17 protein-coding genes and 3 pseudogenes are annotated in these 15,370 nt (G+C 69.8%); 17 read left to right on the top strand and 3 right to left on the bottom strand.

Translation table 11 applies throughout. The features are described 5' to 3' along the window. Window positions 1–164 precede the first annotated feature (164 nt). The 5 genes and pseudogenes from AWC25_RS26435 to AWC25_RS06785 form a co-directional block, all read left to right on the top strand. Window positions 165–434, top strand: a pseudogene (locus tag AWC25_RS26435) (hypothetical protein); the annotation flags it as partial. Between the two features lie 14 nt (window positions 435–448). Further along, on the top strand, window positions 449–1,390 hold the full coding sequence (locus AWC25_RS06770) for a Rieske (2Fe-2S) protein (protein WP_069402237.1): 942 nt from the start codon (window positions 449–451) through the stop codon (window positions 1,388–1,390). An 18-nt stretch (window positions 1,391–1,408) separates the two neighbouring features. Next, window positions 1,409–1,894, top strand: a complete 486-nt coding sequence (locus tag AWC25_RS06775; protein WP_085166533.1) for a hemerythrin domain-containing protein — start codon at window positions 1,409–1,411, stop codon at window positions 1,892–1,894. 61 nt (window positions 1,895–1,955) lie between these two features. Beyond that, a pseudogene (locus AWC25_RS27310) lies at window positions 1,956–2,057 on the top strand (protocatechuate 3,4-dioxygenase subunit beta); the annotation flags it as partial. A 149-nt stretch (window positions 2,058–2,206) separates the two neighbouring features. After that, window positions 2,207–2,709, top strand: a pseudogene (locus tag AWC25_RS06785) (lyase family protein); the annotation flags it as partial. Here AWC25_RS06785 and AWC25_RS06790 read toward each other — a convergent pair. Together AWC25_RS06790 and AWC25_RS06795 are read right to left on the bottom strand one after the other, a co-directional pair. Beyond that, a complete protein-coding gene (locus AWC25_RS06790) occupies window positions 2,637–3,344 on the bottom strand; it encodes a TetR/AcrR family transcriptional regulator (RefSeq protein WP_069402240.1) in 708 nt (235 codons plus the stop codon). The pseudogene AWC25_RS06785 and the gene AWC25_RS06790 overlap by 73 nt on opposite strands. Window positions 3,345–3,412: 68 nt before the next feature. Continuing rightward, on the bottom strand, window positions 3,413–4,210 hold the full coding sequence (locus AWC25_RS06795) for a class I SAM-dependent methyltransferase (protein ID WP_415858673.1): 798 nt from the start codon (window positions 4,208–4,210) through the stop codon (window positions 3,413–3,415). A gap of 64 nt (window positions 4,211–4,274) precedes the next feature. On the opposite strand from AWC25_RS06795, the gene AWC25_RS06800 reads away from it, so the two are divergent. Genes AWC25_RS06800 through AWC25_RS06815 form a run of 4 tightly spaced genes read left to right on the top strand, consistent with a single transcriptional unit; the run spans window position 4,275 to window position 6,732 of the window. After that, the gene (locus AWC25_RS06800) at window positions 4,275–4,985 is read left to right on the top strand and encodes a helix-turn-helix transcriptional regulator (protein WP_085166534.1); all 711 of its coding nucleotides are present in this window, start codon (window positions 4,275–4,277) and stop codon (window positions 4,983–4,985) included. Next, entirely contained in the window at window positions 4,982–5,407 is a 426-nt protein-coding gene (locus tag AWC25_RS06805) for a hypothetical protein (protein WP_069402243.1), read from the top strand. The genes AWC25_RS06800 and AWC25_RS06805 overlap by 4 nt, the downstream gene beginning before the upstream one ends. Window positions 5,408–5,425: 18 nt before the next feature. Next, complete coding sequence (locus tag AWC25_RS06810; RefSeq protein WP_069402244.1) at window positions 5,426–5,773, top strand: cupin domain-containing protein; 348 nt, start codon at window positions 5,426–5,428, stop codon at window positions 5,771–5,773. Window positions 5,774–5,778: 5 nt separating this feature from the next. Then, complete coding sequence (locus AWC25_RS06815) at window positions 5,779–6,732, top strand: NAD(P)H-dependent flavin oxidoreductase (RefSeq protein WP_069402245.1); 954 nt, start codon at window positions 5,779–5,781, stop codon at window positions 6,730–6,732. 18 nt (window positions 6,733–6,750) lie between these two features. Here the strand turns inward: AWC25_RS06815 and AWC25_RS06820 are convergent, their stop codons facing one another. Further along, window positions 6,751–7,251: a DUF1990 domain-containing protein gene (locus AWC25_RS06820; RefSeq protein WP_069402246.1), complete on the bottom strand. Its 501-nt coding sequence runs from the start codon at window positions 7,249–7,251 to the stop codon at window positions 6,751–6,753. A gap of 57 nt (window positions 7,252–7,308) precedes the next feature. On the opposite strand from AWC25_RS06820, the gene AWC25_RS06825 reads away from it, so the two are divergent. The 8 genes from AWC25_RS06825 to AWC25_RS06860 all read left to right on the top strand — a co-directional run bounded on the left by AWC25_RS06825 (window position 7,309) and on the right by AWC25_RS06860 (window position 15,370). Next, on the top strand, window positions 7,309–8,184 hold the full coding sequence (locus AWC25_RS06825; protein WP_069402247.1) for an aldo/keto reductase: 876 nt from the start codon (window positions 7,309–7,311) through the stop codon (window positions 8,182–8,184). 24 nt (window positions 8,185–8,208) lie between these two features. After that, window positions 8,209–8,832 carry a PaaI family thioesterase gene (locus tag AWC25_RS06830; RefSeq protein ID WP_069402248.1) on the top strand — a complete coding sequence of 208 codons (624 nt, stop codon included), beginning with the start codon at window positions 8,209–8,211 and terminating at the stop codon, window positions 8,830–8,832. 118 nt (window positions 8,833–8,950) lie between these two features. Next, window positions 8,951–10,996, top strand: coding sequence for a threonine--tRNA ligase (gene thrS, locus AWC25_RS06835; RefSeq protein ID WP_069402249.1), 2,046 nt, complete (start codon window positions 8,951–8,953; stop codon window positions 10,994–10,996). Continuing rightward, window positions 10,989–11,570, top strand: a complete 582-nt coding sequence (locus AWC25_RS06840; protein ID WP_069402250.1) for an ATP adenylyltransferase — start codon at window positions 10,989–10,991, stop codon at window positions 11,568–11,570. Before thrS ends, AWC25_RS06840 begins: the two co-directional genes overlap by 8 nt. 35 nt (window positions 11,571–11,605) lie before the next feature. Further along, a complete protein-coding gene (gene pgsA / locus AWC25_RS06845) occupies window positions 11,606–12,271 on the top strand; it encodes a phosphatidylinositol phosphate synthase (protein ID WP_085166535.1) in 666 nt (221 codons plus the stop codon). Then, a complete protein-coding gene (locus tag AWC25_RS06850; RefSeq protein ID WP_085166536.1) occupies window positions 12,268–13,218 on the top strand; it encodes a phosphatidylinositol mannoside acyltransferase in 951 nt (316 codons plus the stop codon). Before pgsA ends, AWC25_RS06850 begins: the two co-directional genes overlap by 4 nt. Next, entirely contained in the window at window positions 13,218–14,342 is a 1,125-nt protein-coding gene (locus AWC25_RS06855) for a glycosyltransferase family 4 protein (RefSeq protein ID WP_085166537.1), read from the top strand. Before AWC25_RS06850 ends, AWC25_RS06855 begins: the two co-directional genes overlap by 1 nt. After that, window positions 14,342–15,370 (top strand): NUDIX hydrolase, encoded by a 1,029-nt coding sequence (locus AWC25_RS06860; protein WP_069402254.1) that lies wholly within the window; start codon window positions 14,342–14,344, stop codon window positions 15,368–15,370. Before AWC25_RS06855 ends, AWC25_RS06860 begins: the two co-directional genes overlap by 1 nt.

The raw sequence follows: 15,370 nt of genomic DNA on the forward strand, positions 1-15,370 counted from the left end.
AGCCGCCCTTGGTCATTGCCAAGCACGTTACCGCGATGCCACGCTGAACAACGGCGGGGGGACCTCTTCTGTCGACCTCAGGGTATGACTTCAAATCAGCGCCAACAAGCGCCGCGAGGCACCCCGCCCCCAACGTGCATAATTCAGCAGACTCCTAGACGATCAACCGGGAGGAGAGCGAGGATGGGGTCGCCTCGGTCGCGGTGACGATCCCGACCCGCGCCCCCGGCCTGCGGCTGGCCCTCAATGCCGCTGCCCCGCAGCTCCGCCTCGACGACGCGCAATACTCGTCGGTGGCCGGTGCGCTGACCAAGGCGGCCAAGCGGCGACGGCTCCCACCAGCCCCACTGCGTTCTGTGCGGGAACTCACAGCTACCGCACAACAATGTTGCCCACGGTCACAGTTACCGTGGGCATATGTCTTTGCTGCGTAGTGTGGGCAGCTGTCATGGCTGATCGGCCCGCCGCTCGATTCCGCAAGCTCGGCCCCCGGGCACTGGCCGCCATCGGCCGCCAACAGTGGTTGGACCGCCCCAGTTATCGGCTCGAACACCTGCTGAGCTTCGCGTTCAATGGGCTGGGCCGATCCCGCAACACCGTGATGAACGCGCTGAACGGAGTGTGGCTGGGCCACCCCGTGCATCCGCCGCTGGCCTCCCTGACCAGCGGGGCGCTGGGCACCACCGTCGCGCTCGACGCGCTCAGCGTGCTGCCCGGCCGGCCCGCCCACGAACTGGTGGACGCCTCCCGATTCGCCGGCCGCGCGCTGGGTGTCGGGATTCTGGCCAGCATCGGGTCGGCCGTCACCGGCGTGAGCGACTGGCAGCACACCCACCAAGAAGATCGCCGGGTGGGTTTGGTGCACGGCGTCGTGAACCTGGTCGCGACCGGACTGTATGCGCAGTCATGGTGGGATCGCCGCCGCGGCCTGCATCGCCGCGGCATCGCCCTGTCGGCGCTCGGCTACCTCATCACCGTCGGCGGCAGTTACCTGGGCGGCGCCCTGGTGTTCGAATCCGGCATCGGCATCGACCAGTCGGGCCGCCGGCTGCGCACACAGGAATGGACGCCCGTGCTGGACGCCGGCTCGTTGAACGGCAAGCCGGTCCGGGTCGAGGTCGACGGGGTCGGGCTGGTGGTGTGCCAGACCAAACCGGGGGAAGTGTCCGCCTACGGCGAGTTCTGCCCGCATCTGGCGGCACCCATGGCCGACGGCTGGGTGGATCGTGGCCGGCTCGTCTGCCCGTGGCACGGCTCTTGGTTTTCGACCGAGTCCGGCGAGGTGGTGCGCGGGCCGGCGGCGGCCCCGCTGCCGTGCTATCAGGCCAGGTTGGTCAATGGAGTGGTCGAAGTCCGCGGCGAGGCGCAGCCCAGCCTCGGCGAGGCCTAGGGCGGAAGGCGGCGCGCAATGAACGCATACGAAGTACTCAAAGACCATCACGTGGTGATCAAGGGCCTCGGCCGCAAGATCAGCGAGGCCCCGGTGAACAGCGAAGAGCGCCATGCCCTTTTCGACGATCTGCTGATCGAACTCGACATCCACTTCCGCATCGAGGACGACCTGTACTACCCGGCCCTGGCCGCCGCGAGCAAGTTGATCGCGGTGGCACACGCCGAGCACCGCCAGGTGATCGACCAGCTCTCGGTGCTGCTCAACACGCCGCAGACCGCGCCCGGCTACGAGGACGAATGGAACTCCTTCAAGCTCGTGCTCGAGGCGCACGCCGACGAAGAAGAACGTGACATGATCCCCGCTCCGCCGGGGGTGGAGCTCAGCGACGCCGAGGTCGAGGAACTGGGCGAGAAGATGGCCGCGCGGATCGAGCACTATCGCGGTTCGGCGGTGCACCGGCTGCGGACCAAGGGCCGCGCCGCGCTGGTGCGCGCCCTGTAGTTCACGCCGGCAGGGCGAGTCAGCGGGGCGCGTCGCGTCGCAGGATGACATCACCGCCGAGATGGCGGCCATCGCGGCCCGGCACACCGGCAACGCGGCCACCGCGCCGCTGCTGGACTATCCGCCGTATCGCAGCAGCGCGCTGCGCCACCCGAAACAGCCGACATTCACCTACAGGGGCCAACGGAGACGGTGTTCCTGGCGTACCGGGACACGGCGCGGTGAGCAACCTGTTGCGGCCGGGAGACCAGCGGGCCGGCGAGCACCTGTCCGATCGGGCGCTGCTGCGGTCGATGGTCGCGGTGGAGTCGGCTGGTGGGCTGCACCGACGGCTGGGGACGGATCGCTTCCGACGTGGTCACTTTGGCCCGCCCGGAGATCGGCGAGCTGAGCGAACCAGCGGCCGCCGGTCGCGGCGCCTCGTCGTCGATGCCGCACAAGCGCAACCCGGTGCTGTCCGTGCTGATACGGCGGGCCGCGATGGCCGCGCCGCAGCTGGCGGCGACCCTGCACATCGCCGCGGCGCTGGCCAACGACGAACGCCCGGACGACGTCTGGCATGCCGAATGGGACACGGTGCGGACACTGGCCAGGCGGACGCTGTGGCGGGTTCGCAGTGCGGCGAGCTGCTGGCCGGGCTGCGGGTGCACGCGGATAGGATGTTCGAAAACCTCAGTGCCGCAAATGTTCTCGGCGAACAACACGCCATCGCGGAGCTGGCCGGCAAGCCGCCGTCGCCGACCTACCTCGGCCCCTCCGATCGGCTGATCGACGAGACGGTGGCCCGCGCGGAACGGCTCCTTGACGAGGGGTAGATGCTGGCCAGCCAGATGTGCACCAGCGTGTCGATCACGCGGTCCTCGTGGATCGCCGGCTCCTCGGCGGTGAATGTCGCGGCCATCACCCGCTCGCTCAACATGTTCAGGGCGATCGACAGGTCCGCGGCCGGGACCGTGTGCGGGGCGGCGCCCCGCGAACGCTCGGCGCTGATGGCGACGGCGGTGAACGAAATCCATTGCTGCATCAGCGTTGCCCACGCCTGCCGTACCTCCGGGTTGGTGGCCTTGGCCGCCGCACCGGCCACGGCCACCGCGCGGTGGGAGCCGGACACCTCGAAGAACGCCTCGATGCGGTCGCGCCACAGCGTCTCCGGATCACCGGTCAGATTGGTGCGCAACGTGTTCATCGCCGCGTGCGCCGTGCTGTGCAGCTGGTCCAGCAGGGACAGCACGACGGCGTTCTTGGACGGGAAGTAGAAGTAGAAGGTCGGCCGGGAAATCCCGGCACCCCGGGCCAGATCGTCGACGGAGAAGTCGGCCAGCGGGCGTTGCGCCAAGAGTCGTTCGGCGGCGGACAGGATGGCCTGCGTGCGGTCGTCACCCGTGTGCTGCGACGGCCGGCGGCGGCGGGAGGCATGCGCGTACCCGGTGTTCGTCGAGGGGTCGGACACGGCACATACCCTTGAGCACAGCGATAGATGCCAGGCAAATTGGCGATGAAGCCCAGCAATAATGTCGATTAAGTCGCCGCGGCCGCCGGCTTGCGGGCGACGATCGCGACCGCGGTGAGCCGCTCGCGGTGCTTGCGGAACGTCGCGCGCATGGTCAGCACCCGTTTGCGCGCGTCGGGATTGAGCGCAAGGTTCTTGGCGAAGCGCAGCGCGCCGAGCAATCCCTCGTCGGCGATCACGCGCCGCGGCGCCAGCAGCGCCATCGGCGCGGTGGCCACCTGGTCGACCACCAGGCCGTGATCGGCCAGCAGCCGCGACCATTCCGCGATCGTCAATGGCCGCGCGTTCACCTTGATCGCGCGGGCCAGCGACTGCCGGATCTCGGTGCTGACCTCGTCGGGGACGGAGTCGGGGGTCAGCGCGAGTTCGTGGATGGCGTAACGGCCGTTCGGCCGCAGCACCCGTGCGGCCTCGGCGACGATGGCGTGCTTGGTGCTGTCGCCCTGCATGGTCAGCATCGCCTCGCCGATGACGACGTCGCGGCTGGCGTCGGGCAGTCCCGTGTCGGCCGCGTCGGCGACCCGCACGGTGCCGCACTCGGCCGGCAGGCCGGCGATGACCGCGCGGACCGTGTCTGCGGCCTCCGGGTCCTGTTCGGCGCCGACATAGGAGCGCGGTCTGCGGGTGAGGATCTCGGCGGCGGTGCGGCCCAGTCCCGGTGCCAGCTCGAGCACGTCGGCGTCGGTGACGTCGGCGCCGGCCAACAGGGTGCGGGTGAGACCGACACCACCGGGACGCAGGACGCGTTTGCCGAGCCGCGCCAGCAGCCAGTGGCCCTGGACGCTGTCGTCGGCGCGACTGGACATGGCAGCCATGGAAATAGCCGTCCCTTCCTGTTTTTTACAACCGCGATTGTGTAAACTTTATCGCATGTCGAACGTTAGCGGAAGGTCTCGGCGCCCGAGCCGGCCAGGGGCCGGTTCCGAGCCGGGGGAGTCCGCGAACCGGCGCCGGCAGGTGCTGCGGACCCTGCGCGCCGCCCGGGAGCCGTTGACCATTCTCGCGATCGCCGACGCGCTGGGCGTGCACCCCAACACCGTCCGCTTCCATCTCGACAGCCTGGTTGCTGCCGGCCAGGTGGAGCAGGTCGGGCCCGGCCGCAAGGGGCCGGGCCGCCCGCCCCTGATGTTCCGGGCGGTCCGGCAGATGGACCGGGGCGGGACGCGGCACTACGAAGTGCTCGCCGAGATCCTGACGGCCGCGCTGGCCGGCGACAAGGACCCCGGGGCCAAGGCGCTGGCCGCCGGCCGGGCCTGGGGGCGCCGGCTCGACCCGGGGACGGCACCGCGGCCCGCCGAGACCCCCGAGCAGGCCATCGACCGCCTGATGGACCTGCTCGACCGGCTCGGTTTCGCCCCGGAGCGCCGTCGCGAGACCGGTGCACAGCAGGTCGGCCTGCGGCACTGCCCGTTCCTGGAGATCGCCGAAAACCGAAGCAACGTCGTCTGTTCCGTTCACCTGGGCCTCATGCAGGGGGCCCTGGAGAGCTGGGCGGCCCCGGTCACCGCCGAGCGCCTCGAGGCCTTCGTCGAGCCGGACCTATGCCTGGCGCACCTCGAATTACAGGAGGCCCCACGATGAGCACCGAAACCGCCGCCGCGATCGCGATCACCTTCGTCTGGCTGGGGATGGTGTTGGCGATCTCGTTTGTGGAAGCGCCGCTGAAATTCCGGGCGCCCAACGTCACGCTGCAGATCGGGCTCGGCATCGGGCGCCTGGTGTTCCGGGCGCTCAACACCATCGAGGTCGCGTTCGCCATCGTCCTGCTGGCGCTGGCGCTCGACGGCCCGATGCCCACCCGCATCCTCGTCGCGTTGGGCATCGCGTTCGTCATGCTGGCCGTCCAGCTGATCGCGGTGCGACCACGGCTGACCCGCCGTTCCGACGCGGTGCTGGCCGGATCCGACGCGCCCCGGTCCCGGGCTCACTACGCCTACGTCGGTTTGGAGGTGGTCAAGACGGCGGCCCTGATCGTGGCGGGGATACTGCTATTGACCGCCTGAGCCGGAGAGGACGTACCCATGGAATCGATCTCACTGACCAGCCTGGCCGCCGAAAAGCTGGCCGAAGCCCGGCAGTCGCACAGCGGACGCGCCGCACACACCATCCACGGCGGGCACAGCCACGAACTCCGGCAAACCGTGCTGGCGCTGCTCGCCGACCACGACCTGTCCGAGCACGACAGCCCGGGTGAGGCCACGTTGCAGGTGTTGCAGGGGCACGTCCGCCTGACGACCGGTGACGACTCCTGGGACGGCAGGCCCGGCGACTACGTGGCGATCCCGCCGCAGCGGCACGCGCTGCGCGCCGTAGCGGACTCGGTGGTCATCCTGACCGTACTGAAAAGCATTCCCTCGCAATCGCATTGAGCGCCGTGCTGTCCACGCCCTGGTCGGCACAGTTCGGTCTGCGGGTGCCGATCGTCAACGCCCCGATGGGCGGCGTCGCCGGCGGCCGGCTGGCCACGGCGGTCAGCGCGGCCGGCGGGCTGGGCATGGTCGGCCTGGGCAGCGCCGCGAACAGGGAACTGCTGGCGACCCAGCTGCGCCACATCGGGGGCCACGCCGCGGGCCGCTTCGGCATCGGGTTGGTGGACTGGGTGATGCGCAACGAGAAGGGCCTGCTGCAGGACGCCCTGGCGGCGCGACCGGCACTGCTGTCGGTCAGTTTCGGCACCGGCTGGTCCTGGGTCGCCCAGGCGCATGATGCCGGAATCACAACCGCCACACAGGTTTACGATGCCCAGGGCGCACGCCGGGCGGTCGACGCGGGGGTAGACATCGTGGTCGCCCGCGGCGCCGAGGGCGGCGGGCACGGCGAAACCCGGCTCGGGACCCTGCCGCTGCTCGACGCGGTCTTGGATGCCGTGTCGGTGCCGGTCCTGGCCGGCGGCGGCATCGCCTCGGCACGCAGCCTCGCCGCGGTGTTGGCCGCCGGCGCCAGCGGCGCCTGGGTGGGCACCCGGCTGTCCGCCTGCCCGGAGGCGCTGACCGGCGACGCCAGCCGCCGGGCGCTGATCACGGCCCGGTCCACCGACACCGCGGTCACCCGGGCCTTCGACGTCGCCAGCGGACTGCCGTGGCCGGCCCGATTCCCGTCGCGGGTGCTGGCCAACGACTTCGTCGCGCGCTGGGCGGGCCACGAGGAGGCGCTGGACGCCAGGGCCTGCGACGAGCTGGCCGAGGCCGTCGCCAACGACGACCGCAGCATTGCCCCGGTCGACGCCGGGCAGGGCGTGGGCATGATCCGCGACGACGCCTCCGTGGCCCAGGTCATCGATGAAATGTGTTCGGGCGCAGCGCGTTTACTGGCCGGCTGGAACACCTAGCCCCGAGCCGTGTTCCGGTCAGACCCCGCGCAGGTAGCGCCTGGCGATGACGCGCTGCGCCACCGACACCGCCGGGCGAGCGGCCCTGCTCCACCAGGTCGCGGGCCGGGAGAACGCCGACACCTCCGCGAAGACCGCGCAGGTGTCCGCGTCGATGCGCACCGCGAAGCGCTCCTCACCGGATTCGGGATGGCCCGGCAAGGTGCCGTAGCCGAACCCGCGGAGGTCGGGTTCGTCGATCACGTAGACCACCCGGCACGGCGCGGGCAGCAAACCCAGCCGCACCAACACCACCGTGTCGACCGCCGCCACCTCCGAGCTGGCCTGCACCCGCAGCCCGGCGCCGCGTTGCATGCCCCAGCGCATGACCGCGTCGGCGGCGCGCTCGAAACGCTGCCGGCCCGTTCCGATCTGCTTCTCCACCCGCAACCGGCCGTATCCGGGCGGCACCTCGCCCGACGCGGTGGCGCCGACCTCGGAATAGCTCAGCGGAAGCTCCTGCAGTGCTGCCAGGTCCACCCGCCCAGCTTGCCACGCCGAGATGCGTAACCGTGCGGGCGGCGTACGGTTTTAGGCGTGACTGCACAAAACTCGAAAACTGTTGCCGAAGCATCCGGAACGTTCACCTTCGGCGGCGATCTGACCGTCAACCGTCTCGGCTTCGGGGCGATGCGCATCGTCGGCAAGGGCGTCTGGGGCCCGCCGGCCGATCGCGACGAATGCGTCCGGGTGTTGCGGCGCGCCGTCGAACTCGGGGTGAACTTCATCGACACCGCGGATTCCTACGGCCCCTACCTCTCCGAGGAGATCATCCGCGAAGCGCTGTACCCCTACGACGGACTGGTGATCGCGACGAAGGCCGGCTTTCTGCGGACCGGTCCGGACGTCTGGGTCGAGATGGGCTACCCCGCCTACCTGCGCCAGGAATGCGAGATGAGCCTGCGCCGCCTCGGCGTGGACACCATCGACCTGTTCCAGCTGCACCGCATCGACCCCAAATGGCCACTGGCCGACCAGCTGGGCGAGCTCGTCAAGCTGAAGCAGGAGGGCAAGATCCGCCACATCGGGCTCTCCGAGGTCAACGTCGACGAACTGCAGCAGGCGCTGCAGATCACCGAGATCGTGTCGGTGCAGAACATGTACAACCTGTCGGTCCGCCAGGCCGAGCCGCTGGTCGACTTCGTGACCGAGCAGGGGATCGGCTTTATCCCGTGGTTCCCGCTGGCTGCCGGCCCGCTGGCCGCGCCCGACGGTCCGCTGCAGCGCATCGCCGACGACCACCACGCGTCGCCGTCACAGCTGGCGTTGGCCTGGCTGCTCAAGCGTTCTCCGGTGATGCTGCCGATTCCCGGCACGTCAAAGGTCAAGCACCTGGAGGAGAACGTCGCCGCCGCGGAGATCACGCTGTCCGACGACGAGTTCGAGACCCTGGCGGCCGCCGCAGCCCAGTAACCGGGCACCCAATACGGTGTCCTGGTGGCCGGCGACCAGCAGCAGCACCCCGGCGGGGGATTCAACCCGCCCGAACCGACGACCAAGGGCGGCCCGGACTACGGCCGCTTCATCGACGCGGTACGCAAACTGCAAGACCATGCGCGGGCCGTCGACGCGCCCGACGACGTCATCACCGAGGCCGCCGACACGCTGGAAAAGCTGTCGGCGCTGCTGAGTCCGTATGACGCCGACGAGTGGGCGTCGCCGTCGGGTCGCCGGATGGACCTACCGGTGCGGGGCAACATCCTCACTGTCCCGATCGAGTCCCGCAAGACCGAGGACGGGCGCATCGAGGGCAGCGCCCGGTTCGGCCGCTTCCACCTGGGCCGCAACGGCGCGGTGCACGGTGGTTCGCTGGGGATGCTGTTCGACACCGTCCTGGGTCTCACCGCCTCGGTGCTGACCGGCAGCCCGCGCCAGCGCACCGCATACCTGAAGATCAACTATCGCAACATCGTGCCGATCGAAACGGAGCTGCAGTTCGACGCCGGGGTGGACCGGGTCGAGGGCCGCAAGATCTTCGTGTCCGGCAAGTTGACCGACGGCGACACGTTGCTGACCGAGGCCGACGCGCTGTTCGTGAAGCTCAAACCCGGCCAGCCGTGATCACCCCGGCGGCTTGGTCCGGTGCGGGCGCGCCCCGATAGCATGGCTTAGATCGTCCGGGATCGATCCGGACCGCTCGCCGACCGCCCCTCACCTCTACCTTTGGAGACCAACCCCGATGAGCGCCGCCGCCCAACCCGCCCCGATCCGGGTTCCCGCCGGGACTACCGCGGCCGCCGCGGTCGGGGAGGCCGGGCTGCCGCGGCGGGGGACGCCCGACGCCATCGTGGTGGTACGCGACGCCGACGGCAAGCTGCGCGACCTAAGCTGGACGCCCGACGTGGACACCGAGGTCGTGCCGGTCGCGGCCAACACCGAAGAGGGCCGCAGCGTCATCCGGCACTCCACCGCGCACGTGCTGGCCCAGGCCGTCCAGGATCTGTTCCCGCACGCCAAATTGGGGATCGGGCCGCCGATCGCCGACGGGTTCTACTACGACTTCGACGTGGCCGAGCCGTTCACCCCGGAGGACCTGACGAAGCTGGAAAAGCGGATGCGCCAGATCGTCAAGGACGGGCAGCTGTTCGACCGGCGGGTCTACGCGTCCAAGGACGCCGCGCGCGCCGAGCTGGCCGACGAGCCCTACAAGCTCGAACTGGTCGACGACAAGTCCGGCGACCCCGACGTGATGGAGGTCGGGGGTGATGAGCTCACCGCCTACGACAACCTCAATCCCCGCACCCGCGAACGGGTTTGGGGCGACCTGTGCCGCGGCCCGCACATCCCCACCACCAAGCACATCCCGGCGTTCAAGCTGACCCGCAGCTCGGCCGCGTACTGGCGAGGTGACCAGAGCAACGCCAGCCTGCAGCGCATCTACGGCACCGCCTGGGAGTCGCAGGAGGCGCTCGACAAGCATCTCGAGCTCATCGAGGAGGCCCAGCGCCGCGATCACCGCAAGCTGGGCGTCGAGCTGGACCTGTTCAGCTTCCCCGACGAAATCGGTTCCGGTCTCGCGGTTTTCCACCCCAAGGGCGGCATCATCCGCCGCGAGCTGGAGGAGTACTCGCGCCGCAAGCACATCGAGGCCGGATACGAGTTCGTCAACACTCCGCACATCACCAAGGAGCAGCTGTACATCACCTCGGGCCACCTCGAGTGGTACGCCGACGGCATGTACCCGCCCATGCATCTGGACGCGGAGTTCAACGCGGACGGGACGGTGCGCAAACCCGGGCAGGACTACTACCTCAAGCCGATGAACTGCCCGATGCACCACCTGATCTACCGCTCCCGTGGCCGGTCGTATCGCGAACTTCCGTTGCGGCTCTTCGAATTCGGCAGCGTCTACCGCTACGAGAAGTCGGGTGTGGTGCACGGACTGACCCGGGTGCGGGGCATGACCCAAGATGACGCGCACATCTACTGCACCCGCGAGCAGATGCGTGACGAGCTGGCCTCGCTGTTGCGGTTCGTGCTCGACCTGCTGGCCGACTACGGCCTCAACGACTTCTACCTGGAGCTGTCCACCAAGGACCCGGATAAGTACTCCGGTTCCGACGAAATGTGGGACGAGGCAACAGAAGTGCTGCGGGAGGTGGCCGAGGCGTCCGGTTTGCACTTCGTTCCCGATCCTGGCGGCGCGGCGTTCTACGGCCCGAAGATCTCGGTTCAGGTCAAGGACGCGCTGGGGCGCAGCTGGCAGATGTCGACGATCCAGCTCGACTTCAACATGCCGGACCGATTCGAGCTGGAATACACCGCGCCCGACGGGTCGCGGCAGCGGCCGGTGCTGATCCACCGCGCGCTGTTCGGGTCGATCGAGCGGTTCTTCGGCATCCTCACCGAGCATTACGCCGGCGCCTTCCCGGCCTGGCTGGCGCCGGTTCAGGTGGTCGGCATCCCGGTCGCCGACGATCACGCCAGCTACCTGGAACAGGTTGCGGCGCAACTGAAATCGCGGGGAGTCCGGGTGGAGGTCGACACCAGCGACGACCGGATGGCCAAGAAGATCGTCAACCACACCAACCTGCGCGTCCCGTTCATGCTGCTGGCCGGGGACCGCGACGTCGAGGCCGGGGCGGTCAGCTTCCGGTTCGGCGACCGCACCCAGATCAACGGCGTGCCCGTCGACGCGGCCGTCGACGCCATCGTGGGGTGGATCGCCGATCGTGAAAACGCTGCTCCGACAGCGGAATTGGTGAAGGTGACCGGCGGTGAGTGAGCAGGGCAGCGTCGACCACAGCGAGGACACCATCCTCGACACGGGGGTCGGCGAGCGTGACCACCTGCAACGGTTGTGGACGCCGTACCGGATGACGTATCTGGCCGAAGCGCCGATGAAGCGCGACCCCAATTCGTCGGGCAAGACCGAGCAGCCGTTCACCGACATTCCGCAGCTGCCCGACGAGGACGGCCTGGTGGTGGCCCGCGGCGAGCTCGTCTACGCCGTGCTCAACCTCTACCCGTACAACCCTGGGCACCTGATGGTGGTGCCGTACCGGCGGGTATCGGAACTCGAGGACCTGACCGAGGCCGAAAGCGCGGAGCTGATGTCCTTCATCCAGAAGGCGATTAGGGTCATCAAGAACGTGTCCCGTCCGCACGGCTTCAACGTCGGCCTGAACCTGGGAGCCTCCGCGGGCGGGTCGCTGGCCGAACACCTGCACGTGCACGTGGTGCCGCGCTGGGGTGGTGACGCGAACTTCATCACCATCGTCGGCGGTTCGAAGGTGATCCCGCAGTTGCTGCGCGACACCCGGGAGCTGCTGGCCACCGAGTGGGCAAAACAACCGTGAGTTGCGGCACCGACCATGAGTGACCATGAGTGACGATGAGTAAGGCGCCGTTTTTGTCCCGGGCCGCGTTCGCCCGCCTGACCAGCCCGACGGCCAGGGTGCTGCTGCGGCTGGGTCTGACACCCGACGCGGTCACCATCCTGGGCACCGTCGCGACGGTGGCGGGGGCGGTGACGCTGTTCCCACTGGGCGAGCTGTTCGCCGGCGCGTGCGTGGTCTGGTTCTTCGTGCTGTTCGACATGGCCGACGGGGCGATGGCCCGGGAACGCGGCGGCGGCACCCGGTTCGGCGCGGTCCTCGACGCCACCTGCGACCGCATCAGCGACGGCGCGGTATTCGGCGGGCTGCTGTGGTGGACCGTCTTCGGTCTGCACGACAAACCGCTGGCCGTCGCGACGCTGATCTGCCTGGTGACCTCCCAGGTGATCTCCTACATCAAGGCCCGGGCGGAGGCCAGCGGACTAGGCGGCGACGGCGGCCTGATCGAACGGCCCGAACGGCTGATCATCGTGCTGGTCGGCGCCGGCATCTCGGACCTGCCCGGCATCGCCTGGCCACCTGCGCTGCCCATCGCGATGTGGGTGCTGGCGGCCGCCAGCGTCCTCACCTGCCTGCAGCGGCTACACACGGTGCGCACCTCGACCGGGGCGCGGGACACCCTGCCACCCACCCCGGGCGGCGACGGAACGGAACAGCCGTGATCGCCACACCGACGGGACTGAAAGCGCTTGCGGCGCCCGGCCGCCTGGTGACCACCACCGCGACCGACTGGGCCTACGCCGCCGGCTGGATGGCGGTGCGGGCGGTCCCGGAGTTCGCCGCGCGCAACGTGTTCGACGCCGGGGCGCGCTACGCGGCCCGCGGCGGCGGCCCCGATCAACTCCGCAAGAACCTGGCCCGGGTGCTCGGTGTCGCGCCGGCGCAGCTGCCCGATCGCCTGATGCGCGACTCGCTGGCCTCCTACGCCCGCTACTGGCGAGAGGCGTTCCGGTTGCCCTCGATGGACCACCGGGTACTGGCCCGCCGGATCGACGAGACCTTCCAGGGCGCCGACAATCTCGACGCGGCCCTGGCCGAGGGGCGCGGCGCCGTGCTGGCGCTGCCGCACAGCGGCAACTGGGACATGGCCGGGGTGTGGCTGGCCCAGACCCGCGGCACCTTCACCACCGTCGCCGAGCGCCTCAAACCCGAGTCGCTGTACCGGCGTTTCATCGCCTACCGGGAAAGCCTCGGCTTCGAAGTGCTGCCGTTGTCCGGTGGTGACCGGCCGCCCTTCGAGGTGTTGTGCGAACGGCTGCGCGCCAACCGGTCGGTCTGCCTGATGGCCGAGCGCGATCTGACCCGCACCGGGGTGCAAGTCGACTTCTTCGGCGAGCCCACCCGGATGCCGGCCGGCCCGGCCAAGCTGGCGATCGAGACCGGGGCCGCGCTGCTGCCGGCGCACTGCTGGAACGAGCCCGACGGCTGGCGGGTGCGGATCCATCCGCCGCTGGACTGCTCGAGTGGCGACGTCGCCGGCATCACCCAGATGCTGGCCGACCAGTTCGCGGCCAACATCGCCGCCCATCCCGAAGACTGGCACATGCTGCAGCCACAATGGCTGGCCGACCTGTCCGACGAGCGGCGCGCCCGGCTGGAGCAATCCTGATGCGGATCGGCATGGTCTGCCCGTACTCGTTCGACGTTCCGGGCGGGGTGCAATCGCATGTCCTGCAATTGGCGGCGGTGATGCGCGCCCGCGGCCACGACGTCAGCGTGCTGGCGCCGGCCTCGCCGCACGTCAGCCTGCCCGACTACGTCGTCTCGGCCGGCAAGGCCATCCCGATTCCCTACAACGGCTCGGTGGCGCGGCTGCAATTCAGCCCGGCTGTGCACGGCCGGGTGCGAAAGTGGCTGCTGCAGGGCGACTTCGACGTCCTGCACCTGCACGAGCCGAACGCCCCCAGCCTGTCCATGTGGGCGCTGCGGGCGGCCGAGGGGCCGATCGTGGCGACGTTTCACACCTCGACCACCAAATCGCTGACGCTGTCGGTGTTTCAGGGCGTGCTACGGCCCTGGCACGAAAAGATCATCGGCCGCATCGCGGTCTCGGATCTGGCCCGGCGCTGGCAGATGGAGGCGCTTGGTTCCGACGCGGTGGAGATCCCCAACGGCGTCGACGTCCCCGCGCTGGCCGCCGCGCCGCTGCTGGACGGCTACCCGCGGCCCGGTAAGACGGTGCTGTTTCTGGGCCGCTACGACGAGCCGCGCAAGGGGATGGCGGTGCTGCTCGAGGCGCTGCCGCGGGTGGTGGAGCAGTTCCCCGACCTGCAGGTGCTGATCGTCGGTCACGGCGACCAGGACGAATTACGGGCCCAGGCGGGCGAATTGGCGCCGCGCATGCGGTTGCTCGGGCTGGTCGACGACGCCGCTAAGGCGTCCGCGATGCGCAGCGCCGACGTCTACTGCGCGCCCAACGTCGGCGGTGAGAGTTTCGGCATCGTGCTGGTGGAGGCGATGGCCGCCGGCACGCCGGTGGTCGCCAGCGACCTGGATGCGTTCCGCCGCGTGCTGCGCGACGGCGAGGCCGGCCGGTTGGTGCCGGTCGGCGACGCCGCCGAGCTGGCCGCCGGGCTGATCGAGATGCTCGGCAACGATGCGCTGCGCGAACGCTACGTGGCGGCCGGAACCGCGGCGGTCGCCCGCTACGACTGGTCGGTGGTGGCCAGCCAGATCATGCGGGTCTACGAAACCGTCGCTGGGTCCGGCACCAAGGTCAAGGTGGCCAGCTGATGGTCTGGCTGATCGCCGCCGTCGTCGTGCTGCTCACCATGCTCGCGCTGATCGGCGTCTGGGCCGTGCGGACGGCCAACCGGTTGAACCGGCTCAACGTCCGCTACGACCTGTCCTGGCAAGCCCTCGACGGCGCGCTGGCGCGCCGCGCGGTGGTGGCCCGCGCGGTCGCGATCGACGCCTACCACGGCTCCGCGGCGGGTCATCGGCTTTCGGCGCTGGCCGACGCCGCCGAGCGGGCGCCGAGGCACGCGCGGGAGAACGCCGAAAACGAACTGTCGGCGGCGCTGGGGATGGTCGACCCCGCGTCGGTGCCGGCCGGGCTGATCGCCGAGTTGGCCGACGCCGAGGCCCGGCTGCTGCTGGCCCGCCGCTTCCACAACGACGCCGTCCGCGACACCCTGGCCCTGGCCGAGCGGCGCCCGGTGCGCGCCCTGCGGCTCGGCGGAACGGCAAAGCTACCAAGCTATTTCGAGATCGTCGAGCGTCCGCACGCGCTCGCCGACTCGGGCCACGGCGTGCCCAAACACCGCACCTCGGCGCGGATCGTGTTGCTCGACCACAGCGGTGCCGTGCTGCTGCTGTGCGGCTCGGATCCGGCGATCGAGAACGCCCCGCGGTGGTGGATCACGGTCGGCGGCGAGGTGGGGCCGGGTGAACGGCTCGTCGAGGCCGCGGTGCGAGAGTTGGCCGAGGAGACCGGGTTACGGGTCGCGCCGGCCGACATGGTCGGGCCGATCTGGCGCCGCGACGAGGTCTTCGAGTTCAACGGTGCGCTGATCGACAGCGAGGAGTTCTTCTTCGTGTGCCGCACGCAGCGGTTCGAACCCTCCGCCGGCGGGCGCAGCGATCTGGAACGCCGCTACATTCACGGCCACCGCTGGTGCGACGCGACCGACGTCGCCGAATTGGCGGCCGCCGGCCAGACCGTGTACCCGCGCCAGCTGGCCGAGTTGCTGGCCGATGCCATCGGATTGGCCGACAACGCCGCGACGGGCCGCCAGCCACAGCTGCAGTCCATCCGCTGA

Origin of the sequence: Mycobacterium sherrisii (assembly GCF_002102355.1) — a bacterium.
GTDB lineage: Bacteria > Actinomycetota > Actinomycetes > Mycobacteriales > Mycobacteriaceae > Mycobacterium > Mycobacterium sherrisii.

Coding starts and splice junctions, on each gene's coding strand:
- AWC25_RS06800 (WP_085166534.1), top strand. CDS start 4,275: ATGTCGAACGTTAGCGGAAGGTCTCGGCGCCCGAGCCGGCCAGGGGCC.
- AWC25_RS06770 (WP_069402237.1), top strand. CDS start 449: ATGGCTGATCGGCCCGCCGCTCGATTCCGCAAGCTCGGCCCCCGGGCA.
- AWC25_RS06860 (WP_069402254.1), top strand. CDS start 14,342: ATGGTCTGGCTGATCGCCGCCGTCGTCGTGCTGCTCACCATGCTCGCG.
- pgsA (WP_085166535.1), top strand. CDS start 11,606: ATGAGTAAGGCGCCGTTTTTGTCCCGGGCCGCGTTCGCCCGCCTGACC.
- AWC25_RS06795 (WP_415858673.1), bottom strand. CDS start 4,210: ATGTCCAGTCGCGCCGACGACAGCGTCCAGGGCCACTGGCTGCTGGCG.
- AWC25_RS06775 (WP_085166533.1), top strand. CDS start 1,409: ATGAACGCATACGAAGTACTCAAAGACCATCACGTGGTGATCAAGGGC.
- AWC25_RS06810 (WP_069402244.1), top strand. CDS start 5,426: ATGGAATCGATCTCACTGACCAGCCTGGCCGCCGAAAAGCTGGCCGAA.
- AWC25_RS06805 (WP_069402243.1), top strand. CDS start 4,982: ATGAGCACCGAAACCGCCGCCGCGATCGCGATCACCTTCGTCTGGCTG.
- thrS (WP_069402249.1), top strand. CDS start 8,951: ATGAGCGCCGCCGCCCAACCCGCCCCGATCCGGGTTCCCGCCGGGACT.
- AWC25_RS06855 (WP_085166537.1), top strand. CDS start 13,218: ATGCGGATCGGCATGGTCTGCCCGTACTCGTTCGACGTTCCGGGCGGG.